The sequence below is a fragment of the Verrucosispora sp. WMMA2121 genome (assembly GCF_027460185.1).
In the GTDB taxonomy this organism is placed as follows: domain Bacteria; phylum Actinomycetota; class Actinomycetes; order Mycobacteriales; family Micromonosporaceae; genus Micromonospora; species Micromonospora palythoicola.
Map to the genome: position 1 here is coordinate 40,904 of NZ_JAPZBH010000005.1, position 26,992 is coordinate 67,895.

Genomic DNA, 26,992 nt, shown 5'->3' on the forward strand with positions numbered 1-26,992 from the left:
GCCTCGGCGTGCCTGGCGGCGACAGTTTCCCCGAAACTGCACGAGAGATCGCGAAGGGGTGCGGGTCAGCGGGGGACGACCTGCTCGGCGGACCACTCGCGCCAGGTGGTCAGCTGGTCGGCGGCGGTGGCGAGTTGGTCGGCTACCGGGCCGGGGCCCGTCGAGCCGGGGGTGATGCGGGCGGCCAGCGCCGAGCGGACCGACAACACGTCGCGTACGGCCGGGTCGAGGTGTTCGCTGACGGTGGCCAGGTCGGCGTCGGAGACCTCGTCGAGGGCACAGTCCCGGGCCGCGCAGAGCGCCACCAACTTGCCGGTGATCTCGTGCGCGTCGCGGAACGGCACACCCTTGCGCACCAGCCAGTCGGCCACCTCGGTGGCCAGGGAGAAGCCCACCGGCGCGGCGGCGACCAGGCGGTCGACGCGTACCGTCATCGTGGAGATCATTCCGGCGAGCGCCGGCAGCAGCAGTTCCAGGGTGTCGACCGCGTCGAAAGCCGGCTCCTTGTCCTCCTGCATGTCCCGGTCGTACGTCATCGGCAGGCCCTTGAGCATGGTCAGCACCGCGACCAGCCCGCCGACCAGCCGACCCGACTTGCCCCGGGCCAGCTCGGCGATGTCCGCGTTCTTCTTCTGCGGCATGATCGACGAGCCGGTGGCGAAGGCGTCGTCCAGCTCCACCCAGCCGAACTCCTGCGACGTCCAGAGCACCACCTCCTCACCGAGGCGGGACAGGTGCACCCCGATCATCGCGGTGACGAAGAGGAACTCGGCGACGAAGTCCCGGTCGGCGACCGCGTCCATCGAGTTGGCGAAGGACGTCCGGAACCCCAGCTCCTTCGAGACCGCCACCGGGTCCAGCGGCAGGCCCGAACCGGCGAGCGCCCCCGCGCCGAGCGGACTTACCGCCGCCCGGTGGTCCCAGTCGCGGAGCCGCTCCAGGTCCCGCAGCAACGGCTGCACGTGGGCGAGCAGCCAGTGGCCGAAGGTGACCGGCTGGGCGTGCTGCAGGTGCGTCATGCCCGGCGCGGCGGTGTCCACGTGCCGCCCCGCCTGCTCGACCAGCGCCTCGGCCAGCTCCACCAGCCGCGCGGCCACGCCCCGGGCGTGATCGCGCAGATAGAGCCGCAGGTCGGTGGCGACCTGGTCGTTGCGGGACCGGCCGGCGCGCAGCTTGCCGCCGAGACTGCCGAGCCGTTCCAGCAGGCCACGCTCCAGAGCGGTGTGCACGTCCTCGTCGTCGACCGTGGGACGGAACGCGCCCGAGGCGCAGGCCGCCTCCAGGTCGTCGAGGGCGGCGAGGATGCGACCCAGCTCCTCCGGGTCGAGCAGGCCGGCACCGGCCAGCACCCGGGCGTGCGCCCGGGAACCAGCGATGTCGTACGGGGCCAGCCGCCAGTCGAACTGCACGCTGACCGACAGGCGGGCCAGGGCCTCCGACGGGCCACCGGCGAACCGCCCTCCCCACAGGCTCGTCCGGTTGGCCGCTGCGCTGTTCTCGGTCAGGCTCTTGTCATCCACCCGGTCAATTGTGGTCCCCACGATCAGCCGCCTCCCCACCGGGCACCCACGTCCGACACGACCTCGCTCACTGCGTACCGCTCCCTTCGGCACTGTCGTCCCGGCGGGCCCAGCTGGCGAGCCGTTCACCGAGCGCGGCGCCACCGTCGGCGGCACGTGCCACGACGAAAATGGTGTCGTCGCCGGCGATGGTGCCGACGACCTCCGACAGGCCCGCCCGATCCAACGCGCTGGCCAGGTAGTGGGCGGCCCCCGGCGGAGTACGCAGGACCGCGATGTTGCCGCTGGAATCGACCTCGTTGAGCAGCTCACGCAACAGCCGCACCAGACGGGCCGGTGCCGCCTCGGCGTCGCGCAGCGGCCGGTGACCATCCTCGGGAATCACGTACACGGCGCGGCCGTCACCGCCCCGCGCGGTGACCGCGCCCAGCTCCTTCAGGTCCCGCGACAGGGTGGCCTGGGTGACCTGGACGCCCTCCGCGCCGAGCAACTCGGCCAGCTCGGTCTGCGAACGGACCGCCCGGTCGCGGATCAACTCGACGATGCGGGCGTGGCGGGCACCCCGGGTCAGCGGTGCGGTGTTCCTCGCGCTCACCGGGCCAACCTTCCGTTCGCGACTGCGGGACTCCGCTGCGCTGCGTTCCTCGCGCTCACCGGGACTCCTGCAACAGGAAGGTCAGCAGCGCCTTCTGGGCGTGCAGCCGGTTCTCCGCCTGGTCGAAGACGGCACTGCGCGGGCCGTCGAGCACCTCGTCGGTGATCTCCTCGCCGCGGTGTGCCGGCAGGCAGTGCAGCACGATAGCCTCCGGCGCGGCGTGCCCGAGCAGCGCCTTGTTGACCTGGTACGCCAGGAACGGGGTGCTGCGGTCCATGCCGTCGGCCTCCTGTCCCATCGAGGTCCAGGTGTCGGTGGCCACCACGTCGGCGTCGCGGACGGCGGCGACCGGGTCGGTGAGCACCCGGACCGAACCGCCGGTGCCGGCGGCGATCGCCTCGGCCCGGGCCACCACCTCCGCGTGCGGGTGGAAACCGGCCGGACCGGCGACCCGCACGTGCATGCCGGCGGTCGCGCCGGCCAGCAGGTACGAGTGGGACATGTTGTTCGCCGCGTCCCCCACGTAGGCGAGCGTCCGCCCCACCGTGCCACCAAACCACTCGCGGATGGTGAGCAGGTCGGCGAGCAACTGGCACGGGTGGAACCCGTCGGTGAGCGCGTTGACCACCGGCACGGTGGCTCCGGCGGCGACCTCCGCGATCCGGTCGTCGCCATGGGTACGCAGCACGATCGCGGCCACGTAGCGGGACAGCACCCGGCCGGCGTCGCCGAGCGACTCACCCCGGCCGAAGTGGGTGACCTGGGTGTCCACCACCAGCGGGTGACCACCCAGTTCGGCGATGCCGGCGTCGAAGGAGATCCGGGTGCGCAGGCTCTGCTTGTCGAACAGCACCGCCACCGAGCGCGGCCCGGCCAACGACGCGAACGCGAACCGGTCGGCCTTCATCCGGCCGGCCAGGTCGAGCACCGCGGACTGCTCGGCCGGCGACAGGTCGTCGTCACGCAGGAAATGCCGGATCACGCGGAAGCCTCCCTCGGCGCCACCGGGTTGGTCGAGAAACTGGTCGGCGCACTCCCGTCGACCGGGGCGACCGGAATCGCACCGCCGGACGGCGCGACCGGGGCAACCCGATCCGGGACACCCGTGGACGCCGCCAGGGCGGCCGGCAGCGCCGCCAGGAAGGCGTCGACCTGAGCGGCGGTGAGGATCAACGGCGGGGCCAGCCGGATCACGTCGGGCTGGATCGGATTGACCAGGAAGCCGGCCTCGCGCAGCGCCCCGGCGAGCGCGGCGGACAACGGTGCGGTCAGGGTGACGCCGAGCAGCAGCCCCGCACCGCGTACGCCGGCCACCAGCGGATGACCGAGCGCCTCGATCCCCCGACGCAGCCGCTCACCGAGCCGCTTGACGTGGTCGAGCAACCCCTCACTGGCGATCGTGGAGATGACGGCCAGCGCGGCGGCGCAACTGACCGGGTTGCCGCCGAAGGTGCTGCCGTGCGAACCGGGGCCGAGCAGGTCGGCGGCCGGGCCGAAGGCGAGCGTCGCGCCGATGGGCAACCCGCCACCAAGCCCCTTGGCCAGGGTCACCACATCCGGTTCGACGCCGTCGGCCTGATGGGCGAACCAGTGCCCGGTCCGGCCGACGCCGGTCTGCACCTCGTCCAGCACCAGGAGGGCACCGTGCCGGGCGGTGATCCGGCGGGCCGCGGCGAGGTAGCCGGCGGGCGGGACGACCACACCGTTCTCGCCCTGGATCGGCTCCAGGATCACCATGGCCGTGGCGTCGGTCACCGCCGCGGCCAGCGCGGCCACGTCACCGTAGGGGACATGGGTCACCTCGCCCGGCAGCGGCCGGAACGGGTCGGCCTTGGCCGGCTGACCGGTCAGGGCGAGAGCGCCCATCGTCCGCCCGTGGAAGCCGCCGACGGTGGCCACCACCCCGGTGCGGCCGGTGCACCGGGAGAGCTTGAACGCCGCCTCGTTGGCCTCGGCTCCGGAGTTGGCGAAGAACACCCGGCCCGGCCGGCCGGCGAGGGCCAGCAGCAGTTCGGCGAGCGCCACCGGCGGTTCGCAGACGTACAGGTTGGAGACGTGGCCGAGCGTGGCGACCTGCTTCGACACGGCCGCCACCACCGTCGGGTGCGCGTGCCCGAGAGAGTTGACGGCGATGCCGCCGAGCAGGTCGACGTACTCCCGGCCGGCCTCGTCGACCACGACGGCGCCGGAACCCGACACCAGCGCCAACGGCGGCGTGCCGTAGTTGTCCATCATCGCCTGCCGCCACCGGCTGACCAGGGCGCTCATGAGGGAATCACCATCGTTCCGAAGCCTTCCGGGGTGAACACTTCCAGCAGGGTGGAATGGGCGACCCGACCGTCCACGACGTGTGCGGCCGGCACTCCTCCGTCGACGGCCCGCAGGCACGCCTCCATCTTCGGCACCATGCCCGACTCCAGCGACGGCAGCAGCTTCGCCAACTCGTCCGTGTTGATCTCGCTGAGCAGGCTGGACCTGTCCGGCCAGTCGGCGTACAGGCCGGGCACGTCGGTGAGCACGACCAGCTTGCGCGCCCGCAACGCGACCGCGAGCGCGGCGGCGGCGGTGTCGGCGTTCAGATTGTGCAACACCCCGTCCGCGTCCGGCGCCACCGTGGAGATCACCGGAATTCGGCCGGCCGCGATCAGGTCGTCCACCGCCGAGACGTCCACCGACTCGACGTCGCCGACCTGACCCACATCGACCGGCTGCCCGTCGACGTACGCGGACCGCCGCACCGCCCGGAACAGCCCGGCGTCCTCACCGGACAGGCCGACCGCGAACGGACCGTGCGCGTTGATCAACCCGACCAGTTCGCGGCCCACCTGCCCGAACAGGACCATCCGGACCACGTCCATCGCCTCCGGGGTGGTCACCCGCAGGCCACCCCGGAACTCGCTGGCGATGCCCAACCGGCCGAGCATGGCCGAGATCTGCGGTCCGCCGCCGTGCACCACCACCGGTTTGAGGCCGACGTAGCGCAGGAAGACCATGTCGGCGGCGAAGGCCCGCCGCAACTCCGGGTCGACCATCGCGCTGCCGCCGTACTTGATCACGACGGTGGCACCGGACAGACGGGCCAGCCAGGGCAGCGCCTCGATCAGCGTGGCCGCCTTGGCCTGGGCCAGGGCCAGATCGGAGTTAAGATTCACCGGATCCGCCTTCCGTTCGCGACTGCGGGACTCCGCTGCGCTGCGTTCCTCGCGCTCACCGGGCTAACCTTCCGCTCGCGACTGCGGGACTCCGCTGCGCTGCGTTCCTCGCGCTCACGTTGAGTAGGCCGAGTTCTCGTGCACGTAGGCGTGCGACAGGTCGTTCGTCCACACCGTCGCCTCGGCGGTGCCGGCGTGCAGGTCGATCCGGATGGTGACGTCCCGGCCGGAGAGGTCGACCTTCGAGCGGTCCTCGGCGGCGGCGCCGGCCCGACAGACCCAGACACCGTTGACCGCCACGTCGACCGCGTCCGGCTCGAAGGCGGCGGCGGTCGTGCCGACAGCGGCGAGGATCCGGCCCCAGTTCGGGTCGTTGCCGAACAGCGCGGTCTTGACCAGGTTGTTGCGGGCCACCGACCGGCCCACCTCGACCGCGTCGTCCTCGTCGGCGGCGCCGACCACCTCGATGGCGATCTCCTTGGTGGCCCCCTCGGCGTCGGCGAGCAGCTGCCGGGCCAGGTCGTGGCAGGCGGCGGTGACCGCCGAGGTCAGTTCCGCCTCGCTCGGCGTGACACCCGAGGCACCGCTGGCCAGCAGCAGCACCGTGTCGTTTGTCGACATGCAGCCGTCGGAGTCCACCCGGTCGAAGGTGACCCGGGTGGCCGCCCGCAGCACCGCGTCGAGCGTCGCCGGCCCGGCCACCGCGTCGGTGGTGAGGACACAGAGCATCGTGGCCATCCCCGGGGCGAGCATGCCCGCGCCCTTGGCCATGCCGCCGACGGTCCAGCCGGCACCGGAGACAACGGTGGTCTTCGGCCGGGTGTCCGTCGTCATGATCGCCTCGGCGGCGACGCCGCCGTGGTCACCCAGGCTCTCGACAGCAGCGGCGACCCCGGGCAGGAGCCGGTCCATGGGTAGCCGCTCGCCGATCAGGCCGGTGGAGCAGACGGCCACCTCACCGGCACCGACCTGGTACGCGTTGGCTGAGGTCAACGCGGCGGCGGTGTGCTCGGCGGTGGCGTGGGTGTCCTGGAAGCCGGCCGGGCCGGTGCAGGCGTTCGCACCGCCGGAGTTGAGCACCACCGCCCGTACGCGGCCACCCTGGACCACCTGCTGGGACCAGAGCACCGGCGCGGCCTTGACCCGGTTGGTGGTGAAGACCCCGGCGACGGCGGTGTCGGGGCCCTCGTTGACCACCAGCGCCACGTCCGGCCCACCGCTGGTCTTGAGGCCGGCGGCGACCCCGGCCGCCCGGAATCCCTCGGGAGTGGTCACGGTCATGGCGCGGTCCCCCACACGGACAGGCCCGTGGTTTCGGGCAGACCGAACATCAGGTTGGCGTTCTGCACCGCCTGGCCCGCGGCACCCTTGCCCAGGTTGTCCAGCGCGGCGACCACGATCAGCCGGCCGGAGTCGACATCGACGCCGGCCTGCAGGTGGCAGGAGTTGCCGCCCAGCGTGGCGGCGGTGTGCGGCCACCGCCCCTCGGGCAGCAGGTGCACGAACGGTTCGTCCGCGTACGCCCGCGCCAGCACCGCGCGCGGGTCGGCCTCGCCGGTCGGCAGCGCGGTGACCGTGGCCAGGATGCCGCGCGGCATGGGCGCCAGCACCGGCGTGAACGACAGCCCGGTCGCCCCGGTGGCCTGCTTGATCTCGGGTACGTGCTGGTGTGCGCCCACCTTGTAGGGCGACAGGTCGCCCATCACCTCACTGGCCAGCAGGTGAGCCTTGGCCACCCGGCCCGCACCCGAGGTGCCGGACGCGGCGACGACCACCACGTCGTCGGGTCGGGCGGCACCGGCGGCGATCAGCGGCGCCAGCGCCAGGGTGATCGTCGCCGCGTAGCAGCCGGTGCTGGCCACCCGTTCGGCGGTGGCGATCCGCGCCCGCTGGCCGGGCAGCTCGGGCAGGCCGTAGGTCCACGCGCCCGCGTGCGGGCCGCCGTAGTAACGGGCCCAGGCGTCGCCGTCGGCGAGCCGGTGGTCGGCGCCGAGATCGACGATCCGGACCCCGGCGGGCAGTCGCGCCGCCAGGGCGGCGGACTCACCGTGCGGCAGCGCGAGGAAGACCAGATCGGCCTCGGCCAGCACCTCCGGCGTGGTCCCGCCGAGGGTGATGTCCAGCCCGGTCAGCTGCGGGTGAACGGCCTCGACCGGTTGCCCGGCCTGGCTGTGCGCGGTCGCGGCGACCAGGTCGAACTCGGGGTGCCCGGCGAGCAGACGGAGCAGCTCACCACCGGCGTACCCGCTCGCCCCGGCGACCGCAGCCCGAATCCCCATACCCACCTCCGCATGAATATGCATACGAGGCTAGCAGCAACGCAACGGTCATCGCAAGTTCATGCGTGGTGATGCATTACCATGAGAAGTTGCCCACGACCTCCACGTCCGCCAGGGCCGACCCAATGCCGCTGGCGACGGGCCGTCGCCACTCACAAGGGAATGGCCTGGTCCTCCTCAGCCTCCACCATCTTCTTCAGCGCGGGCGAGTATTGATCCGCCACGGAGCGGAAGTGAACGTTCAGATTAAGCAGCCGACGCCCGATCTCGATCCAGCGGAGAATACGGCGCGCGATGTCCTGTCGCTCGTCAACCGTGAAGAAGCTTCCACGCTGCAACCACAGCGTCCCGTCCTGCACAATGGTGGCGAAGGTGTGTGGCGAGCGATCGCCCTCCTGCGAGGCCACCCGTTCAAGTTCCTTGAACGCCTCCGCAGCCTCCGCGTGCAGCACACTGTCCGCAGGGCTCTCATTGGCCCGACGCAGGCACACCATCCCCCAGGTCGTAACGACCTTGAAGTGGTCTAAGCCACCCTCGCAACCCCTCGCGGTTTCCAAGTAGGTTGCCGCCAAGTCAAGGTTCCGCTTCTCCAATTCGTAAGAACCACACTGCAACCAATAGTGGAAGTCGTCCTTGAGGTAATCGTGCAGTTCGCTGTACACCTCACGAACGGTCTTGACAGACAACCCAGACTTGATCATAACTCGATGGTTGATCAACGCTACCATAGCACGGCGCGTGGGATCATTACGATCCGTTATGCCGGAACCACGTTGCACGTAGAAAAGAAGCAACTGTTCGAAAAGCTGACGAAAATACGCCTTGTCCCCGCGGAGGGACTTCTCCATCGCCTCCGCCACTACGCGGTGTCGCGTCCTAATGTGACCAGACTCTCGCCTGACCAGCATTCGCCGCGAACTGATTAGGCCCTCGATTGCGCGGTTAACGGCAGTGTCGGGCGGACCGTCCGAAGCGATCTGAAGCAGCGCATTCTGCGGAAGCGTCAGGGAGCGATCCTCATACTGCAGCGCCTCGAACATACAAACGGTGGCATATATGTTGCGCTCCCGCTGGTCGAGTTGGTCGAACTCGCTGTTTACTCGCTGCTCGAAGCGGTAACCGGTTATCACCTCCACCATCGCTGCCATCAAATCTCGGTCACAGACTTGGCGCAGTCGCTCGATCCTGGCTGCGTGCAGCTTCAGCTTCTTGAGCTTGCCGAGCTGGCGATACGTATCGAGGCGGCGCACCAACGCGTCCAGATCCTCGTCGGTCAGCCGCAGTGGCGGCACCTGAGTCAAACCGGGTACCTCGTCTAGGAGATGCCCGCGGGTGCTCCGGATCGTCGCGGCGACGAGCACATTTCCTCGACGGCCGAGCCGGGTCATAAGTCGGGCGGCTTCGGCACCGAAGATGTCGACGTCGTCGATGAGCACGGCATCCAGGCCGAGGGCAATGCACTCTTCGAACACGTCCTGGCTAGACTTAGTCGTAGCCCGGTCTACCCACCCCACCGCTAGACCCTTCGTGTGCAGGGCCATCGCGAACTGCATCAACGTCGTCGATTTGCCGGTGCCCGACCGGTCGTTGAGCACCAGCACAGGCCGCTGGGGGACGGATGCCTCGGCCGCCTTCAGCATCGTGCTCAGTGTCGACAGCGACGCGGGAATGGCCTCTTTGACATCCCCCCAGGTCGGGTCCGTGCCCCTAAGATAGAATGGATCGCCTTCAGGTGCCGCCTCCAACAGGGCGGAGACCATCTGCACCCCCGCATTGCGGTCCTGCACAGCTCGCATACGGGCGCGTAGCTGAATGCCGCGACGGATCGGCTCACGGCTCGTACCGAGTTGGTGCCGCGCCAACTCGGTGATCCCGACCGGTAGTTGTGCAAAACCAGCGCCAGCAAGCTTCCAGGCGACTATCGGATCATTCCCCGGCGCGATCACAAACCTCGGCGGTTGTCCCGTCGCAGGACCATCCTCCCCAACAAGCGCGTCCAGGTACAGCGACATGTGCCGGCTGTTGATTTCTTTAGACACGAACACCACCGGGTGCGTGATCAGATCCGCCTTCATCTGGCGAAACCACCGCGCGCGCGATCCCCGACCCCGATCGTCGATGTCGAAGACCACCGGAGCGACAGGGGTGCCCGGGGCGATGCCGTTCATGGCCACCACCTCAAGCTCCGGACGGAGGCTGCCGGGTGCCTCTCCGTGAGCGTCGACCACCACCACGTCCGCGCCTACCTGCACGCGTTCCGCTATTGCCGCGAAGATGTTCGTTCCGGTGCAGTCGTAGATGCGGTACCACGGTGCCAGCAGCAGACGCATGGCCGTCTTGTTGATCGCCGAGCCGGTGTCGACCAGCATGCCGGCAACGGTGCGGCGGACAAGGGCTGGATCCACCTGTCGCAGCCGGTTCATGACCTCAGCGAGAGCAACCCGCCCGTCGGTCTGCGCTGGTAGGTACTCTGCTAACGCCTCGAAAAGAGCGTCAGGAGTGCTCAGTTCAGTCTCCCACTCGCCGCACGACTCGGCCTCGATCCCGGAAGTAACCACAAGGACCGCGTTGCCGGTAGCGATGGATTGATCAAGGGCTCCGAGCAGGCCGAGTAGCTCCTCGTTAGTCGTTCGCAACGGCTCGCCGCCGTCGTTAACCGAGGAGGAAGGCTGCACCTTAGGTTGTGCCGGGCTTGCCGACTCATTCGAGACCGGTGCCATCACGTCGAGGCGATGGACTCGCATCTGGTCGGTCAACCGGACGTTCCCGGCCCCGTCTCGACCTGCGATGAGAAGGCTGACCCCTGGTTGAGCCATGTTCCAACCGGCAGCGGACGTCGGTCTTGGGCGTCCGACGATCGGAAAAGCGGGAACCGGCGCAACCGGCGCGAAATTTGCCGGGGCCAACGCTGTTACGAGCGCGAAGGCGTCTACTGGCGGCTGCCCGTTCGTGTCTCTCAGGAATGCCGGCATCTGCATCGGATGAAGCGTGGCGAGATCCTCACCGGCATCGACGGCAAGCATCCGGAATGCGGTGTTAGCCACTGCCAGTCCAAGTCGTACCCCGCCCGCATCAAGTACCACCCCTACGTCGCCGGGAAGCGTGCCATCCCACCGTCCCGACTCTGGCTGGTAATGCTCGTACCATCTGATGAAGTGGGCGAAACTGTCCCGGATGACCTCTTCCACATCGGGGGTCTCGCCTGCCCAAAAGCTCTCCTGTACCTGTGGCCACCAGTCGGTCAACGACCGCACGGTCACCAGCGAGGAGGCCCGCGGCTGCCGATCATGAGGCCCGGGCGCCGCTAGTACGGCAGCCGCCGTTTGAGATGTCGCTGGTGGGGCCGGGTAGACGAGGTGCGGCCACCGCGTGATCGTCTGTCTGCTGTGGACATAACTTCAGATCTGGCGGTGGCCGCGTGCCACAGCGTAAACCCTGCCCGGTGGCGGCGGGTTCTGGCCGGGGTGTGTGATGCGTTCGCGGGTCGGTTCGGGCGGGTCGAGCCGCGGCGGGCTGCGGCGGCGTTCGTGACCGGGCTGCTGGCGGATATCGAGGTCAAGACGTGCTGGCAGTTGGCGGAGCAGGCCGGGCATGCGCGGCCGGATGCGATGCAGAGGTTGTTGTATCGGGCGGTGTGGGATGCCGACGCCGTCCGCGACGATCTGCGTGACGTGGTCGTGGCCCGGTTCGGTGACTCGGACGCGGTGCTGGTCGTTGACGAGACCGGGGATCTGAAGAAGGGCACGCATACGGTTGGGGTGCAACGCCAGTACACCGGCACCGCCGGCCGGATCGAGAACGCGCAGGTAGGGGTGTTCTGTGGCTACGCCAGCCGGCATGGGCACACACTGATCGACCGCCGGGTCTACCTGCCGGTGTCGTGGACCGATGACCGGGACAGATGCCAGGCCGCCGGAGTTCCCGACGAGGTCGTCTTCGCCACGAAGTCCGAGCTGGCCGCCGACATGATCACCGCTGCCCTCGACGCCGGCGTCCCCGCTGGGTGGGCGGCTGCGGACGAGGCCTACGGCAACAGCAGTGTCTTCCGTGCTCGCCTGCGTGAACACCACCTGGGCTACGTCCTGGCCGTGTCCCGCAGCCACCTGGTCCCTCTCGACGGCGGGAAGACTCGGGTGCGGGCTGACCGGGTCGCCGCCGGCCTGCCGGCCTCGGCGTGGCAGCGCCGCAGCGCTGGCGCCGGATCCAAGGGCCCGCGTTTCTACGACTGGGCCTGGCTCGACGACGTCTGCACCGACGCCGACCCCGACGACGGCGGCCACCACAGCCTCCTGATCCGCCGCAACACCACCACCGGTGAACTGGCCTTCTACCGCTGCTGGACACCCAGACCGGCCACCCTCGCCCAGCTCGTGAGGGTCGCCGGCATCCGCTGGACGGTCGAGGAAAGCTTCCAAGCCGCCAAGGGCCAGGTCGGCCTCGACCAACACCAAGTCCGCCGCTGGGACTCCTGGCACCGCTTCACCACCCTCGCCCTGGCCGCCCTCGCCGTCTTGGCGATCTGCGCCGCCGAAGCCGACGATGATTCCACCGACACCGGTCTGATCAAGCTGACCGTCAACGAGACCCGCCGGCTGATCAACACCCTCGTACTCCGCCCGATCCGCGACCTCGCCCACCGTCTGCGCTGGTCAGACTGGCGCCGCCGCCATCAAGCCCGAGCCCGCCAAGCCCACTACACCCGACGCCTCAACCTCGAACTCCAGCCATGATCCCGAACGGCGGCTGCCGTACTAGGACGACAGGCAGTTCCTGGAGTCCAGGCGCCTCGAGGCATTCGCGCAGAACGCGGTCGACCAGCGCGGTGAGGGTCTCAAACTCAGGCGCAGAAGCATTCGTGGTCAGGTCACCGACAAGAACGATGGAATCAAGCGAGCCACCCTCCTCGTGCAAACGCCCAATCGCGTTGACGGCCGCCTCAATGATGTCCGTGGCAACCGCTGACAGGGCGGGTTCGCCGCACAACAGCAGGATCGCCGGATCGTGCCCCAATGCCATGCTGGCTAGCCCTCCCTAGTCAGTGTCCCTGCCACCGCGCTGCGCGGGATCCGTAAGGTCACCTGCCCATCGGTGCCACAGCGAGGAACTGTGATCGCGACGTACTGGCCACCCAATGTCGTCACGTCGATGTCGCCTTCGAGGCGCTCTAATGGGGCGTTACATAGCGTGGCAAGCAACCCTTGGCCCTCCGCACCGAGAATGAGGACTCCACGCCGCGACTTGTCCGGTTGTTCCATGAGAAGTGCGGTGGTGAAGGTGAATACCGTGGCCACCAGCGCGAGCACGGATACGATATTCGCCATGCTCTGCCGCCGATCTATCTGCAGCGCCTCGCGGTCAGCACGCTTGAGGACCTCCTCGATGAGCGAACGAGCGTCACGTGCCGCTGGCGCGGCTTCAGGTCCTACCGGCACGGAAGTGGCGATCGCACGCACGTATAGGACGGCGGCAAGTAGCCACAGACCCACGGCAACGCATCCGCCGGCACGAGTTAACTGCGGGGCGTTCGCCAATGATGTCAGGGTGAAGGTCGCCACCAGTGCCCCGGCGAACACGGTGACCACCGACTGTCCCGCCTGTGCCCTGGTCCGAGCCCCACTTGCGGTACGAACTCGGTCCGGATAATAAGCATGAACGACGGCCTCTTGGACCGAGCCCAGCAACGGATCAGAGGACGGTTCCGGCATATGAAGAAGTCCCTCGTTCTTGTTCACGAAGGACTGTAGGCGGTTGCTCTACTGACGGGTTGGAAGTGTAAAAAGACCGACACAATCATAAGACAGGGAGCTCTCGGCTGCTGTTTGGCAGGCTCCCGCTATGTCTCAGGCATAGCGGGAGGCCCTTCTGAGACCTAGTGCCGTGACCACGAACGTTCACGGTGTTGGTTGACACGCCGCGCGGCCTGTCGGGCGGGCGGCGTTGTGCGGGTCAGGCTGTGGCGGTGGCAGATCTTGTACGCGTGCGGCGGCTGAGTGACCAGGAAGGTCAGCAGCTGCTCAGAATCACCCGCCGGGGAACCGGTTCTCCGATCCGACTACGGCGGGCGATGGTCGTGCTCGCCTCGGCCGGTGGGAACACGGTGCCGGCGATCGCCCGCTTGGTCCAAGCCGATGAGGACACGATCCGGCAGGTCATTCACCGGTTCAACGAGATGGGGATGGCCAGCCTGGACCCTCAGTGGGCGGGTGGCCGTCCCCGCCACATCAGTAGCGACGAAGAGCAGTTCATCGTCGAGACGGCCAACACCCGCCCCGAGAAGCTGGGGCGGCCGTTCACCCGGTGGAGCATCCGCAAGCTCGCCGACCACCTGCGCCTGCATGCCACCCGCCGGGTCCGGATCGGGCGGGAACGGTTGCGGCAGATCCTGCACCGGCACCGGATCACCTTCCAGCGGACCAAGACGTGGAAGGAGTCCACCGACCCGCAGCGCGATGCCGAACTCGCCCGGATCGAGTACGTCAGCACCCACTTCCCACAACGGGTGTTCGCCTTCGACGAGTTCGGACCCCTCGTGATCCGCCCCCAGCCCGGCGCCGGGTGGGCACCCGCAGGCCATCCGCACCGGCTGCCCGCGAACTACCACAAGCTGCACGGCGTCCGGCAGTTCCACGGCTGCTACTCCGTCGGCGACGACCAGCTCTGGGGTGTCGTCCGGCGCCGCAAGAGCGCCGCGAACACCCTGGCCGCACTCACGTCGATCCGCGCCGCCCGCCCGGACGGGGCACCGATCTACGTCATCCTGGACAACCTGTCCGCGCACAAAGGCCGCAAGATCCGGGCATGGGCGGCCCGCAACAAGGTCGAGCTCTGCTTCACCCCGACCTACGCCTCCTGGGCCAACCCGATCGAAGCCCAGTTCGGGCCGCTACGCACCTTCGTCATCGCCGGCTCCAACCACCCGAACCACCCGGCGCTGACTCGAAAGCTGCAGACCTACCTGCGCTGGCGCAACGCCAACGCCCGCCACCCCGACGTCCTGGCCGCCCAACGCCGCGAACGAGCCCGCATCCGCAGCGAACGCCAACAACGCTGGGGCCAACCCGCCGCCCTCGCAGCCTGACCCAACACCGCGAACCTTCGTGGTCAAGGCACTAGAGGCGGCCCTCGGCGACCGCGTCGGTCACCCAGGGGATGACCTCGTCGAGCATCTCATCCAGGGATGTGGTGGCGGTGAAGCCGAGCACCTCATGGGCCTTCGTGGTGTCCGGCACCCGCTTCTGTACGTCATGCTGGAAGGGGTCGTCGCTGACGTACCGGAACGGCACGTCCGGTCCCTTGATCTTGCGCCAGATCAGCTCGGCCAACTCCAGCACGGTGGTCGACTCAGCGGTGGAGAGGTTGAAGTCCTCGTTGGCCGCCGCCGGATGCTCGATGGCCAGCGCGATGCCCCGGGCCAGGTCCCCGCCGTAGGTGTAGTGCCGCACCTGGTCGCCCTCGCCGAGGATGTGCAGCGGATCCTGCCCCTTGACGATCTTCTGCACCAGATCGGGCACCACGTGCGACATGGCCAGCTTGACGTTGCCGGAGAGCACCTCGGCCTGGCCCAGCGCCCGCCCCTCCCCCACGCCGACGCAGTTGAACGGCCGCACGATCGTGTAGGGCAACCGGTACTGGTCCCAGGCCGCGCGGGCGTAGTACTCCACGGCCAGCTTCTGGAAGCCGTACGAGGACAGCGGCGGCGGGACACGTCGCTCGTCGCCTTCCCGGCTGGGCCAGTGCTCGGTGGACTCGAACACCATCGAGGAGGAGAGGTAGGTGACCTTGGACAGCCGGCCGTCGCGGTGGGCTCGGATCGCCGCGTCACAGGTCGCCGCCATGATCCGCTCGTTGGTGGCGAGCAGGTCGTAGGCGTACGCGTGGAAGTAGGAGATCCCGCCGATCATCGCCGCCCCGGCGACCAGGTGGTCGCAGCCGTCGAGCAGCCCGGTCAGCAGCTCGGTGTCGCGGGCGTCCCCCTCCACGAACCGGAACCGGGGGTTCCCCTCGTGGCTCTGGGCGACCGGACCGTACTTCGAGAAGTTGTCGACACCCACCACCTCGTGGCCGCGGTCCAGCAGCTCCGCGACGAGATAGCCGCCGATGAAGCCGGCCGAACCGGTTACCAGGATCTTCGCCACGAACGCTCCTATGCCGTCTTCTCGTACTCGGTGCCACGCGGAGCCGGCACGGCCGCCGTCCGCACCCGGGCGGTCAACTTCTCCCGGCTCAGCCGTCGACCGTAGGCGAACAGGTACCAGCGCAGGTAGCCGGGGAGGAAGCGGCCCAGGTCGAAGTGGGACTCGCCGAGCGGACGGTCCAGCCAGATGGTCGGAATCTCCGCCACCGGCAGGCGCAGCCGGGTGGCCTTCGCGGTCAGTTCCAGCCCGATCTCGAAGCCGGTCCGCGACTCGATGCCGACCTCCCGGACGAACGCCGTGTCGTACGCCTTGAAGCTGTTGGTGGCGTCGCGGGTGCCGGCCCGGGCGAAGGTGTAAAGACTTCGTCCCGCCCAGCGGGACATCATCCGCTTGAGCCTCGGCCCGCCGACCTGCTGACCACCCGGCATGTACCGGGAGGCCGCGGCGACCACCACCCCCCGGTCCACCAACCGGGCCAACTCGTCGATCTGCCGGGGATCGTCACACCCGTCGGCCATCGTCACCACCGCGACCGGTGCCAGGGCCGCGTCGATGCCGAACCGGATCGCGTTGGCCGGGCCCCGGCCGTAGGTGTTGAGCACCGCCCGGACCCTGGGGTCGGTACGCGCGATCCGTTCGACGTACGGGACCGTGGTGTCCTCGGGCATGTCGTGCACGATCAGCACCTCGGCGGGCAGCATCAGTTCACGCAGCATCCGCTCCAGGCAGCGGATGATCGCCTCGCCCTCGTTGTAGACCGGCACGATCACCGAGACCCGGGGATTCATCACACCCGTACCCCCTGCCCGGTCAGACCCCACATGTCGATCACCGGTTTGTCGGTGTCCAGGCGGGCGTACTGCTCATGCGGTGCGGCGATGACCAGCAGGTCGGCCCGGCGCAACACCTCGTCCAGGTCGACGAAGCGGTCGTCGGCCACGTACGGGTCGGTGCAGAGCGTCTCCCGGGTCTTCAACGCCAGGATCTTGCGCAGCTTGTACGCCAGGCTCTCCCGGGGGTCGTCGCTGCCGCCCTTGAAGGCCATGCCGAGGATGCCCACCGTCGAGGTGGCCAGGTCGAACCGGTCTTCCAGGCGGGACACCAGATACAGCGGCAACCCCTCGTTGATCAGCATCGCCGAGTGGCCGAGCACGAAGTTGTTCCGGTTGAACGCGGCCAGTTGCATGGTGTCCTTGAACAGGCACGGCCCGGCGGCGAAACCGGGCATCGGCAGATCGGCCGCACGCGGGTAGTCGTACGCCACTGCGTGCCGGATCCGGGCGAAGTCCAGCCCGAAGTCGTTCGCCATCATCCAGAACTGGTTCGCGGTGGCGAACTTGATGTACCGCCAGGTGTTGGTGAACAGCTTCGCCAGCTCGGCCTCCTCGGGTTCGAGCGGGACGATCTGGTCGGTCAGGTGCCGGAACAGCTCTTCCGCCCGCGCCAGCGCCTCCGGGGTCCGCGCGGCGACGATCTGCGGCAGCGTGAACAGCTCGGTCATCGCCCGGCCCTCGGCGATCCGTTCCGGGCAGAACGCCACGTCCGCGCGCAGGCCCTTGCCGGCCAGCAACTTCTCGGTCAGCGCGGTGACCCCGGGGTAGACGGTGCTGCGCAGCACGATCAACTGACCGTCGCGCAGGTGTTCGGCGCAGCGTTCCAACGCGCGGGGCACAGCACCGAGATCCGGGTTGAGGTGCTCGTCGACCGGCGTACCGACCACGACGACCAGGTGGTCCGAGATCCCGACGGCAGCGGGGTCGGTGGTGGCGCGCAACCGGCCGGCCGCCACCGCCTCGGCCAGCGGATCGGCCGCGCCGGGCTCGGCGAAGGGGAGGGTGGCCGCGTTGACGCCCGCGACAGCCTCGGCGTTGATGTCGTACAGCACGACGGACAGCCCGCGGGCGGCGAAGGCGATGCCCAGCGGCAGGCCCACCCGGCCACAACCACCGACGATGCAGACGTCGACCGAGGCGGGCGGATCATCGGACATGAGGGGGCTCCCGTGGGGGTGGCGGGTGTGATCCCAGGGTCGTCGGGATACAGCAGGCTAACCCCTCAGACGTGACTCGCGGGTAACCAAACAGCCACCGGTGTTGACCTTTCGGTCGATCCCGCACCTACCCCCTTGCCGCCGTCACCGACCGCACACCGCTCCCACTCCCGCAGTGAGCAAGGGCCCCTTCCCCGCACGAGGCGTCGGGAAGGGGCCCTTGCCCGCCGCTCAGGCGCCGCGGAGGGCGGCGCCGCAGCGTTCGGCGGCGCGGGCGACGGCGGCGTCGCGGGCGGCCACCGCCTCCTCGACCGTCAACGTGCGGTTCGGAGCCCGGAAGGTCAACTTGTAGGCCAGTGACTTGCGTCCGGTGCCGAGCTGCTCCGAGGCGTACACGTCGAACAGGCTGACCGACTCCAGCAGCTCGCCGGCACCCTCGACGAGTGCCTGCCGGACCTGCGCCGCCGGTACCGACTCGGCCACCACCAGCGCCACGTCGATCAGCGCCGGCGGGTAGCCGGAGACAGCGGGCGCGGCCGTCACCGCAGGTGCCGGCAGAGCGTCCAGGTCCAGCTCCATGGCGCAGGTCCGCCTCGGCAGTTCGAGCGTCGCCACGACCTGCGGGTGCAGCTCACCGGCGTGGCCGACGACCGCACCGTCGACCAGCAGCGCCGCGCAGCGGCCCGGGTGCCAGGGGGCGTACTCGGCCGAGCGCACCTCGACCTGCCGGTCCGGTATCCCGGCGGCGGCGAGCACCGCGCGGCCCGCCTCGACGGCGTCCGCCCAGCCGGCCGCCCGCCCGCCGCCCCACCAGCCGGCCGGCTCGATCTCACCGGTCAGCACGACGGCGACGTGCCGGGGCTGGTGCGGAACCACCGCGTCGGCGGCGGCGAACTCCGCGTCGGTAGGACGCCGGTCCACGCCCATCGGCGGCGGGCTGCCGGCATCCACCCGAGGCTGGAAGACCGTGCCGATCTCGTAGAGGGACAGGTCCCGCAGGCCACGGCCGAGGTTGCGCCGGACGATGCCGAGCAGCGGGCCGAGCAGCGTGGTGCGCAGCAGCGGCTCCTCCTCCGACAGCGGGTTGGCCAGCCGCACCGCCCGGCGGCGCGGGTCGTCGGCGGGCAGGCCGAGCTGGTCGGCCAGCTCGGTGGCGACGAACGGGTGCGCCAGTACCTCGACGTAGCCGCGCTCGGCCAGGGAACGGGACACCGCCCGGTGGCGTCGCTGCTGCCAGGTCAGGCCCCGGCCGGGCGGCGCGGTCGGCAGCACCGACGGCACCTTGTCGTACCCGTCGAGGCGGACCACCTCCTCGACCAGGTCCGCCGGATCGGTCAGGTCGGGCCGCCAGGTCGGCGGGGTGACGCTCAGCGCCTCGCCGTCTCCGGCGGCCACCCCCACCGAGCCCGGTTCCTCGGCCAGCCGGTCGGTGCCGCGCGCCACGGTGCAGCCGACCTGCTCCAGCAGCGCGACCACCCGGGCCGGCGGGTAGTCCACACCGACCCGCCGGCTGGGCAGGTCCGCCGGCAGGGTGACCGGGGTACGCGGCCGGACGTGGTTGATGTCCAGCACCTCCTCGCCGGCGGTGCCGCCCGCGTACGAGGTGAGCAGCCCGACCGCCCGGTCCAGGGCGACCAGCGGCAGCGCCGGGTCGACCCCGCGCTCCCAACGCTTCGCCGCCTCGCTGAACAGCTTGTGCCGGCGCGCGGTGCGACCCACCATCGCCGGGTCCCAGTGCGCGGCCTCGAAGAGCACGTTGACGGTGCCCGGCAGCACCTCGCTGGTCTCGCCGCCCATCACGGCGGCCAGTGAGATCGGCATGCCGTCACCCTCGGCGGCGACCGGGTTCGGCAGCCCGGCGTCGCAGATGACCATGTCCTCGGGGGCGAGGGCGCGGGTCACCCCGTCGAGCGTGGTCAGTTTCTCCCCCGGTACCGCCCGGCGCACCACCAGCGGGCCGGCGATCCGGTCGGCGTCGAAGGCGTGCATCGGCTGGCCGAGTTCGAGCATCACGTAGTTGGTGATGTCCACCGGCAACGAGATGCTGCGGATGCCGGCGATGGTCAGCCGTTGCCGCATCCAGTCCGGGGTCTGCGCCGCCGGGTCGACGCCGCGCACCATCCGGGCCGCGAACCGGTCGCAGCCGACCGGGTCGCGCACCTCGACCGGGTACGCCGGCTCGGCCGTGCCGGGCGTCGCGGGCATCCGGCCCCGGTCGGAGTAGTCGAGGCCGAGGCCGTGCGCCAGTTCGCGGGCGAGCCCGCGCAGTGACATCTGGTAGCCCCGGTCCGGGGTGATCTCCACCTCGACGATGACGTCGTCGAGGCCGACCACCGGACGGGCGTCGTCGCCGGGCGCCGCCACCACGTGCTCGGGCAGCACCAGGATGCCGGAGTGGTCGTCGCCCAGGCCCAGTTCCCGGGCCGAGCAGATCATGCCGCTGGAGTTGCGCCCGTACGTGCGGCGGGCACCGATGGCGAAGCCACCCGGCAGCACGCCGCCGGGCAGGATCACCACCACCCGGTCACCCGGGGCGAAGTTGCGGGCACCGCAGACGATTTCCTGCGGCTCACCGGTGCCGTTGGCGGCGCCCACGTTCACCAGGCAGAACCGGATCGGCTTCTTGAAGCCGGTCAGCTCCTCGATCTCCAGGACCTCGCCGACCACCAGTTGCCCGGTGACCGTGCCGGACAGGTCCACGATGGACTCGACCTCGATGCCGAGGTCGACCAGGGCCCGCTCCAGCTCGTCGACGGGCAGGTCGGGTACGTCGACGTACTCCCGCAGCCAACTGAGAGAAACTCGCATTATGGGTAACCACCGTCTCCGTAACTCGCGCCCGCACTAAGCCCCGTGGCCGAACGCCCGGGTGAACCGGACGTCGCCCTCGACCAGGTCCCGCATGTCGCCCACTCCGTGCCGGAACATCACCGTCCGGTCGATGCCCATGCCGAAGGCGAAGCCGGAGTAGACCTCCGGGTCGATGCCGCAGGCCCGCAGCACCCGCGGGTTGACCATGCCGCAGCCACCCCACTCGACCCACTGCGGGCCCTTGCGGTGCTCCGGGAACCACACGTCGAACTCCGCCGACGGCTCGGTGAACGGAAAGTAGTGCGGCCGGAACCGGGTCTTCGCCCCCGCGCCGAACATCGCCCGGGCGAAGTGGTCGAGGGTGCCCCGCAGGTGCGCCATCGTGATGCCCTTGTCCACCACCAGACCCTCCACCTGGTAGAAGACCGGGGAATGGGTGGCGTCCAACTCGTCGGTGCGGTAGACCCGGCCGGGCACCACCACGTAGATCGGCGGTTTGCGGCTGAGCATGGTGCGTGCCTGCACCGGTGAGGTGTGCGTACGCAGCACCAGACCGGAACCCTCCGGTGCGATGTGGAAGGTGTCCATCAGCCCCCGCGCCGGGTGGTCGGCGGGGATGTTCAGCGCGTCGAAGTTGGTCCACTCCAGCTCGACCTCGGGGCCCTCGGCCACCTCGTAGCCCATCCCGATGAACAGGTCGCTGATCTGCTCCATCAGCAGCGTGATCGGGTGTCGGGAGCCACGCGGGCGCCGGTCGTACGGCAACGTCACGTCGACTCGTTCGGCGACCAGGACCCGCTCGGCCTGCTCGCGCTCCAGCACCTCGGCCCGGGCGGCGTGCGCCTGCTCGATGGCCCGGCGGGCCTCGTTGACCCGCTTGCCGGCGTCGGCCTTGGCGGCCGGCGGCAGCGCGCCGATCTCGCGACGGGCCAGCGAGACCGGGGCCCGGTCGCCCAGGTGCGCCGGGCGCACCGCGGCCAGCGCGTCCGGGTCACCGGCGGCGGCGAACGCCTTCTCGGCCTCGGTCACGGCCTCGGCCAGCGCGGCCGGGTCCAGCAGGGCGACCTGCTTCGGGTCGTACGGATCGTTGCGGTAAGTCATGGCGTACGGGCACTCCCTCACGACGGCGCCGGCCCTCGCGGGCGGCTAGGCGAGTCTACGGACGCGCGGCTGTGCCGCAGCCCGCCGGTGGGAGTCGTGTGGAGAGCAGGTCAGGCCCGCCGCCCGCCGACACCGGCGGGCTGGCTAAACGAACGCCGTGGTGCGTTCACCATGGGGGCCGCGTCTCCTCCGTCATGCGCGCCTGACCTCGGGTCAGCGCTGTGCTCTGGCCGAAGCGTACAGGCAGACGGCCGCCGCCGCAGCCAGGTTGAGGCTCTCGGCCCGCCCGTGCAGCGGCACCCGGACCCGGGCGTCGGCGGCCTCGGCCAGGTCGACGGGCAGGCCGTGCGCCTCGGAGCCGAACAGCCAGGCGGTCGGTGCCGCCAGCCGGCCGGCGTCGACCAGCTCGTCGAGGTCAGATTCGCCGTGGCCGGTGGCGGCGAGCACCGTCAGTCCGGCGGCCCGGGCGGCGGTGAGCGTTGCGGCCGGGTCGCGTTCGCGTACCACGTCGACGTGGAAGAGGCTGCCGGCCGACGACCGGACGCACTTGCCGTTGTACGGGTCGACGGCGTCACCCGCGAAGATCACCGCGGTGGCGCCGGCCGCGTCGGCGGTCCGCAGCACGGTGCCGGCGTTGCCCGGGTCACGGATGCCGGCGAGCACGGCCACCAGCCGGGGGACGCGTGACAACGCGACCTCCAGGGACACGTCGAGGTGCCGGCAGACGGCGACCAGCCCCTGCGGGGCGACGGTCTCGGCGAGCGCGGCCAAGGCCTCGTCGGTCACCTCGGAGACGGGCACGTCGCCGCCGGCGGCGCTCGCCGCCAGATCGGCGTACCGGTCGAGGGCGGCCGGGGTGCCGAACAGCTCCAGCACGGTGCGGGGTCGGCTCAGCGCCTCCCGGACCGCCTGCGGTCCCTCGGCGAGGAACCGACCCGCGGCCTCGCGGTCGCGGCGACGCTGGAGTCGGCGCGCGGCCACCACCCGGGGCGTACGCGGTGTGAAGAGCATGGTCTCGGCCGCACGCGCGAGGCGTCCCCCGTTGCCGAGGGACGCCTCGCTGCGCTGCGTGGGACTCAGGCGGCCTGGGCGGGCGCGCCGCCGGTGCCCTCGGCCTGCACGGCGGCCCGGGCCAGCTCGACGATCGCCGCGAACGCGGCGGCGTCGTTGACGGCCAGGTCAGCCAGGATCTTGCGGTCGACCTCGATGCCGGCCAGGCGCAGGCCCTGGATCAGCCGGTTGTAGGTCATCCCGTTGGCGCGGGCACCCGCGTTGATCCGCTGGATCCACAGCTGCCGGAAGTCGCCCTTGCGGTCGCGACGGTCCCGGTAGGCGTACTGCATCGAGTGCAGCACCTGCTCCTTGGCCTTGCGGTACAGCCGGGAGCGCTGACCGCGGTATCCGCTCGCGGTCTCCAGCAGGGTACGGCGCTTCTTCTGGGCGTTAACAGCCCGCTTGACGCGTGCCATCTCAACTCCTTCTTGGATTCAGGTGGCGCGCGTCAGCGGCCGAGCAGCTTCTTGATGCGCTTGACGTCAGCCTTGGCCACCTCGACCACGCCCGTCAGCCGGCGGGTGCGGGTGGAGGGCTTCTTCTCGAGGTTGTGACGCAGACCGGCCTGCTGCTTCGTGATCTTGCCCTTGCCGGTCACGCGGACCCGCTTGCCCATCCCCGTGTGGCTCTTCATCTTCGGCATGTGGAACGTCTTCTCCCCTGTTACTGACCGCTGGTGTCAGCGGTCGTGCCGGTCTCACCGGCTGCTGCGCTCTCACTGGTCACCGCAGGTTCGGCGGCCGCGGCGGTGGCGGGCTCCTCCGCGGTCCGCTCCCGGGGTCCACCGCGGGACGCCGTGGCGGCGACCGCGGAGGCCTTAACGGCCCGGTGCGGAGCGAGAACCATGATCATGTTTCGGCCGTCCTGCTTCGGAGCGGACTCCACGTATCCCAGTTCCGTGATCTCGGACTCGAGCCGGCGCAGGAGCCGGTAGCCCAGCTCCGGGCGGCTCTGCTCGCGACCGCGGAACATGATCGTCACCTTGACCTTGTCACCGGCCTTCAGGAACCGCACCACGTGACCCTTCTTGGTCTCGTAGTCGTGCGGATCGATCTTCGGCCGGAGCTTCATCTCCTTGATGACGGTCTGCTGCTGGTTACGCCGCGCTTCGCGCGCCTTCAGTGCGCTCTCGTACTTGAACTTGCCGAAGTCCATGAGCTTGCACACCGGCGGGCGCGCCATCGGCGCAACCTCGACCAGGTCCAGATCGACGTCCGCGGCCAGCTGAAGGGCGCGCTCCAGCGGGACGATGCCCACCTGCTCACCCTCGGGGCCGACCAGTCGGACCTCACGTGCCCGGATCTGCTCGTTCACGCGTGGTTCGACGCTGATGGGGCCTCCTCGAGTCGGATCTTCATGCGTGGCCGACCCGGCGGCTCCCGGTGGGAGCCGGCCCGGAAAGTAGAAGGCCCCGGCGTATGCCAGGGCCCGCTCGACCGGTCGGCACGATCACAGGATCGCGCATCCGGCGCCGGGACGTGCCCGGAACCGGTGACCGGACCCGGACGCCACAGGCGGCGACTCGGGTGGGAGCAGGCGCTCCGCTTTCACGGCCGTCCTAACGGTTAGGACAGCCTGGTCGACTCGACAACACTACACCCTCGGCCAGCGGCTCCTCAAACCGGGCGCCGGCCCGCTGCCCGCTCAGCGAGCGCGGTCAGGTGCGCCTGGTGCAGGCGGCGCAGGGCGCGTACCCCGTCGACGGCGAGCTGCTTGTCGGCGGCCTGGAGGGCGACCACCGGCAGCAGGTCGTCGTCGTAGAGCTCCAGCGCCGCCCAGGGTGCCCCACGGTCGAACCGGACGCCGCGGACGACCTCCCAGGGCAGCTCGTACGAGCCGATGATGTTGCGGACCCGCACCCCCCGCACGTCCGCCTCGACCCGGGGTCGGGTGAACAGCAGGGTGCCCAGGGCGAACATGATCCCGAGCCCGATCATGGCCAACTGGTCGCCGCGCTGGAAGGTGCCGTACCCGTTACCGGTGGGGCCGGTGAGGGTGGTGGCGACCAGGGCGAAGACCACGACCAGCAGGATGGCCGACACCCAGCAGACCAGCCGGATTCGCCGGGGCCGCACCCGGACCACGTCGGTGTCACTCACCCCACCAGTCTGCCATCCGGTCGTACCCGGGCGGCCGCCGCCACACAGCGACGTACCGGCCCACCCACCGGTCACAGCCGGCAGGCGTGGATGTTGGTGACCAGGATCGCGCGGGCGCCCAGTTCGTAGAGTTCGTCCATGATCCGGTGCACGTCGTCGCGGAGCACCATCGCCTGCACCGCCACCCAGCCCTCCCGGTGCAACGGGGAGACCGTCGGCGACTCGATACCCGGGGTGAGCGAGCTGGCCCGGTCCAGCAGCCCGGCCGGCACGTCGTAGGCGAGCATCACGTAGCGGCGGGCCACCAGCACCCCGTGCAGCCGGCGCATCAGCTGCTCGGCCTGCGGGTGCGCCGCCGCGCCGGTGCGGCGGACCAGCACCGCCGAGGACTTCAGCAGGGGCTCACCGAAGACCACCAGACCGGCCTGACGCAGCGTGGCTCCGGTCTCGACCACGTCGGCGACCACGTCGGCGACACCCAGCCGGATGGCGTTCTCCACCGCACCGTCGAGCCGGATGACGTCGGCCTTGACGCCCAGCTCGGCGAGGTGCCGCTCGACCAGCCCCGGGTACGCGGTGGCGATCCGGTGCCCGCCCAGCTCCCGTACGTCGTCGACGTCGTCCGGACGGGCGGCGAACCGGAAGGTGGCCCGCCCGAAGTTCAGGTCGACCACCTCCTCGGCCGGCGCACCGGAGTCGATGAGCAGGTCCCGGCCGGTGATGCCGACGTCCAGGTCACCGGAGCCGACGTAGGTCGCGATGTCCTTCGGGCGCAGGTAGAAGAATTCGATGTCGTTCGCCTGGTCACGGCAGACCAGGTCCTTGGTGTCGGTGCGCTGGCGGTAGCCCGCCTCACGCAGCATCTGGGCGGCCGAATCGGCCAGCGCGCCCTTGTTGGGTACGGCGACACGCAGCATGACGGGAGTGCTCCTTCGATCGGGTCTCTGGTCGACGGCGGGGGCACTCACAGATGTCGGTAGACGTCCTTCAGGTCCAGACCACTGGCGAGCATCAGCACCTGGACCTGGTAGAGCAGCTGGGAGATCTCCTCCGCGGTGCGCTCGGGCCCCTCGTGCTCGGCGGCCATCCACGACTCGGCGGCCTCCTCGACGACCTTCTTGCCGATGAAGTGCACGCCCTTCTCCAGTGCGGCGACCGTGCCCGAGCCGGGGGTGCCGGCCGCGGCCTTGGCCTGCAACTCCGCGAACAACTCCTCGAACGTCTTCACGGAGACGGATTCTCGCAGTCGCCGAGGGTCGCCCCGAGCACCGGGTCGGTGGTGACCGGTGGACGGGACCGGCGCACCTGGCGGAGCGGTGGGACAACCCTTCGATCCTCGCCTATGTTGGTCGTACGCTGTCCGCCATGGTCACCACCCCGCGTACCCTCGCCTTCGCCTCCGCGGCGGCCGTCCTGCTCGCGGCCAGCGCCTGCACGCCGCAGGCCCAGCCCGCGCCCATGCCGACCGTGTCGATGGCGTGCGCCAAGGACAGCCTGCCCACCCAGTCGCCGGGCACCCTCACCGTCGCCACCGGCGAGCCGGCCGAGGCGCCGTGGTTCGTCGACGACCAGCCGGCCAACGGCAAGGGTTTCGAGTCCGCCGTCGCCTACGCGGTGGCGGAGCAGCTCGGCTACGCCCGCGACGACGTCACCTGGACCCGGGTGCCGTCCGACGCCGCCGTCGCCGCCGGGCCGAAGACCTTCGACTTCGGCATCGACAGGTACCCGATGACCGATGAGCACCGGCAGGCGGTCGACTTCTCCGCGCCGTACTACCTGGTCCGGCAGGCGGTGGTCGCGCTGGAGTCCTCCAAGATCGCCGACCGGAGGGCGCTGACCGAGCTGCGGGACGCCCGGCTCGGCGCCCGGACCGGCACGGCCGGCTACCAGGCCATCACCGATCTGGTCCGGCCGAAATCCGAACCGAGGACCTACAAGTCCGACGACGAGGCCACGAAGGCGCTGCGCGGCGGGCGGATCGACGGCCTGGTGGTGGACCTGCCCACCGCGTTCGACCTCACCGGCGGGGAGATCGACGACGCGGTGGTCGTCGGACAACTGCCCCAGGTGGGCAGCCCGGAGGCGTTCGGACTGCTGCTGGCAAAGGACTCGCCGCTGGCCGGCTGCGTCAGCGCGGCGGTCGGGCAACTCGCCGCCGAGGGCGTCCTCGAACAACTCGAACAACAGTGGCTCACCCAGGCCGCCAAGGCCCCCGACCTCACCTGACTCGGCCCTCCCCCGCCCTCCACCTCAAGTG

At 70.1% G+C, this 26,992-nt stretch carries 25 protein-coding genes; 3 read left to right on the top strand and 22 right to left on the bottom strand.

Annotated elements, in window-relative coordinates; translation table 11 throughout:
* Nucleotides 1–65: 65 nt before the first annotated feature.
* From argH to O7605_RS08805, 8 genes are all read right to left on the bottom strand, one after another.
* Entirely contained in the window at nt 66–1,529 is a 1,464-nt protein-coding gene (gene argH, locus O7605_RS08770) for an argininosuccinate lyase (RefSeq protein ID WP_269737371.1), read from the bottom strand.
* Between the two features lie 58 nt (nt 1,530–1,587).
* Nucleotides 1,588–2,115 (bottom strand): arginine repressor, encoded by a 528-nt coding sequence (locus O7605_RS08775; protein WP_269737353.1) that lies wholly within the window; start codon nt 2,113–2,115, stop codon nt 1,588–1,590.
* 55 nt (nt 2,116–2,170) lie between these two features.
* The gene (gene argF / locus O7605_RS08780; protein ID WP_269737352.1) at nt 2,171–3,097 is read right to left on the bottom strand and encodes an ornithine carbamoyltransferase; all 927 of its coding nucleotides are present in this window, start codon (nt 3,095–3,097) and stop codon (nt 2,171–2,173) included.
* A complete protein-coding gene (locus tag O7605_RS08785) occupies nt 3,094–4,383 on the bottom strand; it encodes an acetylornithine transaminase (protein ID WP_269737351.1) in 1,290 nt (429 codons plus the stop codon). The genes argF and O7605_RS08785 overlap by 4 nt, the downstream gene beginning before the upstream one ends.
* Nucleotides 4,380–5,267 (bottom strand): acetylglutamate kinase, encoded by an 888-nt coding sequence (gene argB / locus O7605_RS08790; protein ID WP_269737350.1) that lies wholly within the window; start codon nt 5,265–5,267, stop codon nt 4,380–4,382. Before argB ends, O7605_RS08785 begins: the two co-directional genes overlap by 4 nt.
* A 114-nt stretch (nt 5,268–5,381) precedes the next feature.
* Nucleotides 5,382–6,548 (bottom strand): bifunctional glutamate N-acetyltransferase/amino-acid acetyltransferase ArgJ, encoded by a 1,167-nt coding sequence (gene argJ / locus O7605_RS08795; RefSeq protein WP_269737349.1) that lies wholly within the window; start codon nt 6,546–6,548, stop codon nt 5,382–5,384.
* Nucleotides 6,545–7,546 carry an N-acetyl-gamma-glutamyl-phosphate reductase gene (argC, locus tag O7605_RS08800; RefSeq protein WP_269737348.1) on the bottom strand — a complete coding sequence of 334 codons (1,002 nt, stop codon included), beginning with the start codon at nt 7,544–7,546 and terminating at the stop codon, nt 6,545–6,547. The genes argJ and argC overlap by 4 nt, the downstream gene beginning before the upstream one ends.
* Before the next feature lie 152 nt (nt 7,547–7,698).
* A complete protein-coding gene (locus tag O7605_RS08805; protein ID WP_269738767.1) occupies nt 7,699–10,791 on the bottom strand; it encodes a P-loop NTPase in 3,093 nt (1,030 codons plus the stop codon).
* A gap of 165 nt (nt 10,792–10,956) precedes the next feature.
* Here O7605_RS08805 and O7605_RS08810 point away from each other — a divergent pair, with 165 nt between their 5' ends.
* Nucleotides 10,957–12,276, top strand: coding sequence for an IS701 family transposase (locus tag O7605_RS08810; RefSeq protein ID WP_443083905.1), 1,320 nt, complete (start codon nt 10,957–10,959; stop codon nt 12,274–12,276).
* Here O7605_RS08810 and O7605_RS08815 read toward each other — a convergent pair.
* Complete coding sequence (locus tag O7605_RS08815; protein WP_269738768.1) at nt 12,254–12,562, bottom strand: hypothetical protein; 309 nt, start codon at nt 12,560–12,562, stop codon at nt 12,254–12,256. The genes O7605_RS08810 and O7605_RS08815 overlap by 23 nt on opposite strands.
* 5 nt (nt 12,563–12,567) lie before the next feature.
* Nucleotides 12,568–13,278, bottom strand: coding sequence for a hypothetical protein (locus tag O7605_RS08820; RefSeq protein WP_269737346.1), 711 nt, complete (start codon nt 13,276–13,278; stop codon nt 12,568–12,570).
* 227 nt (nt 13,279–13,505) lie between these two features.
* Here O7605_RS08820 and O7605_RS08825 point away from each other — a divergent pair, with 227 nt between their 5' ends.
* A complete protein-coding gene (locus tag O7605_RS08825) occupies nt 13,506–14,624 on the top strand; it encodes an IS630 family transposase (RefSeq protein ID WP_269737345.1) in 1,119 nt (372 codons plus the stop codon).
* Nucleotides 14,625–14,655: 31 nt separating this feature from the next.
* Here the strand turns inward: O7605_RS08825 and O7605_RS08830 are convergent, their stop codons facing one another.
* The 12 genes from O7605_RS08830 to O7605_RS08885 form a co-directional block, all read right to left on the bottom strand.
* Nucleotides 14,656–15,681, bottom strand: a complete 1,026-nt coding sequence (locus O7605_RS08830; protein WP_269737344.1) for an NAD-dependent epimerase/dehydratase family protein — start codon at nt 15,679–15,681, stop codon at nt 14,656–14,658.
* Between the two features lie 8 nt (nt 15,682–15,689).
* Nucleotides 15,690–16,469 carry a glycosyltransferase family 2 protein gene (locus O7605_RS08835; RefSeq protein WP_164445141.1) on the bottom strand — a complete coding sequence of 260 codons (780 nt, stop codon included), beginning with the start codon at nt 16,467–16,469 and terminating at the stop codon, nt 15,690–15,692.
* Nucleotides 16,469–17,671: a nucleotide sugar dehydrogenase gene (locus tag O7605_RS08840; RefSeq protein WP_269737343.1), complete on the bottom strand. Its 1,203-nt coding sequence runs from the start codon at nt 17,669–17,671 to the stop codon at nt 16,469–16,471. The genes O7605_RS08835 and O7605_RS08840 overlap by 1 nt, the downstream gene beginning before the upstream one ends.
* 231 nt (nt 17,672–17,902) lie before the next feature.
* Nucleotides 17,903–20,479 (bottom strand): phenylalanine--tRNA ligase subunit beta, encoded by a 2,577-nt coding sequence (gene pheT / locus O7605_RS08845; protein WP_269737342.1) that lies wholly within the window; start codon nt 20,477–20,479, stop codon nt 17,903–17,905.
* 36 nt (nt 20,480–20,515) lie between these two features.
* On the bottom strand, nt 20,516–21,583 hold the full coding sequence (gene pheS, locus O7605_RS08850; RefSeq protein ID WP_269737341.1) for a phenylalanine--tRNA ligase subunit alpha: 1,068 nt from the start codon (nt 21,581–21,583) through the stop codon (nt 20,516–20,518).
* A 213-nt stretch (nt 21,584–21,796) separates the two neighbouring features.
* Entirely contained in the window at nt 21,797–22,594 is a 798-nt protein-coding gene (locus tag O7605_RS08855; protein WP_269737340.1) for a TrmH family RNA methyltransferase, read from the bottom strand.
* Between the two features lie 65 nt (nt 22,595–22,659).
* The gene (gene rplT, locus O7605_RS08860; RefSeq protein WP_093404272.1) at nt 22,660–23,052 is read right to left on the bottom strand and encodes a 50S ribosomal protein L20; all 393 of its coding nucleotides are present in this window, start codon (nt 23,050–23,052) and stop codon (nt 22,660–22,662) included.
* 32 nt (nt 23,053–23,084) lie between these two features.
* Nucleotides 23,085–23,279, bottom strand: a complete 195-nt coding sequence (gene rpmI, locus O7605_RS08865; protein ID WP_093404274.1) for a 50S ribosomal protein L35 — start codon at nt 23,277–23,279, stop codon at nt 23,085–23,087.
* A gap of 20 nt (nt 23,280–23,299) precedes the next feature.
* Nucleotides 23,300–23,950 (bottom strand): translation initiation factor IF-3, encoded by a 651-nt coding sequence (gene infC, locus O7605_RS08870; RefSeq protein WP_269737339.1) that lies wholly within the window; start codon nt 23,948–23,950, stop codon nt 23,300–23,302.
* A 302-nt stretch (nt 23,951–24,252) separates the two neighbouring features.
* Nucleotides 24,253–24,735: a PH domain-containing protein gene (locus tag O7605_RS08875; protein ID WP_269737338.1), complete on the bottom strand. Its 483-nt coding sequence runs from the start codon at nt 24,733–24,735 to the stop codon at nt 24,253–24,255.
* A gap of 71 nt (nt 24,736–24,806) precedes the next feature.
* Nucleotides 24,807–25,652 carry an ATP phosphoribosyltransferase gene (gene hisG, locus O7605_RS08880; RefSeq protein WP_269737337.1) on the bottom strand — a complete coding sequence of 282 codons (846 nt, stop codon included), beginning with the start codon at nt 25,650–25,652 and terminating at the stop codon, nt 24,807–24,809.
* Between the two features lie 47 nt (nt 25,653–25,699).
* Nucleotides 25,700–25,963, bottom strand: coding sequence for a phosphoribosyl-ATP diphosphatase (locus tag O7605_RS08885; protein ID WP_088947482.1), 264 nt, complete (start codon nt 25,961–25,963; stop codon nt 25,700–25,702).
* Nucleotides 25,964–26,100: 137 nt separating this feature from the next.
* Between O7605_RS08885 and O7605_RS08890 the strand changes: the two genes are divergently transcribed.
* Nucleotides 26,101–26,961, top strand: coding sequence for an ABC transporter substrate-binding protein (locus tag O7605_RS08890; RefSeq protein WP_269737336.1), 861 nt, complete (start codon nt 26,101–26,103; stop codon nt 26,959–26,961).
* Nucleotides 26,962–26,992: the final 31 nt, after the last annotated feature.

Excerpts from the sequence above, each read along its gene's own strand:
- argJ (WP_269737349.1), bottom strand. The coding sequence starts at position 6,548 with ATGACCGTGACCACTCCCGAGGGATTCCGGGCGGCCGGGGTCGCCGCC.
- O7605_RS08835 (WP_164445141.1), bottom strand. The coding sequence starts at position 16,469 with ATGAATCCCCGGGTCTCGGTGATCGTGCCGGTCTACAACGAGGGCGAG.
- O7605_RS08785 (WP_269737351.1), bottom strand. The coding sequence starts at position 4,383 with ATGAGCGCCCTGGTCAGCCGGTGGCGGCAGGCGATGATGGACAACTAC.
- O7605_RS08815 (WP_269738768.1), bottom strand. The coding sequence starts at position 12,562 with ATGGCATTGGGGCACGATCCGGCGATCCTGCTGTTGTGCGGCGAACCC.
- O7605_RS08890 (WP_269737336.1), top strand. The coding sequence starts at position 26,101 with ATGGTCACCACCCCGCGTACCCTCGCCTTCGCCTCCGCGGCGGCCGTC.
- pheS (WP_269737341.1), bottom strand. The coding sequence starts at position 21,583 with ATGACTTACCGCAACGATCCGTACGACCCGAAGCAGGTCGCCCTGCTG.
- hisG (WP_269737337.1), bottom strand. The coding sequence starts at position 25,652 with ATGCTGCGTGTCGCCGTACCCAACAAGGGCGCGCTGGCCGATTCGGCC.
- rplT (WP_093404272.1), bottom strand. The coding sequence starts at position 23,052 with ATGGCACGCGTCAAGCGGGCTGTTAACGCCCAGAAGAAGCGCCGTACC.
- O7605_RS08855 (WP_269737340.1), bottom strand. The coding sequence starts at position 22,594 with ATGCTCTTCACACCGCGTACGCCCCGGGTGGTGGCCGCGCGCCGACTC.
- pheT (WP_269737342.1), bottom strand. The coding sequence starts at position 20,479 with ATGCGAGTTTCTCTCAGTTGGCTGCGGGAGTACGTCGACGTACCCGAC.
- argC (WP_269737348.1), bottom strand. The coding sequence starts at position 7,546 with ATGGGGATTCGGGCTGCGGTCGCCGGGGCGAGCGGGTACGCCGGTGGT.
- O7605_RS08840 (WP_269737343.1), bottom strand. The coding sequence starts at position 17,671 with ATGTCCGATGATCCGCCCGCCTCGGTCGACGTCTGCATCGTCGGTGGT.
- rpmI (WP_093404274.1), bottom strand. The coding sequence starts at position 23,279 with ATGCCGAAGATGAAGAGCCACACGGGGATGGGCAAGCGGGTCCGCGTG.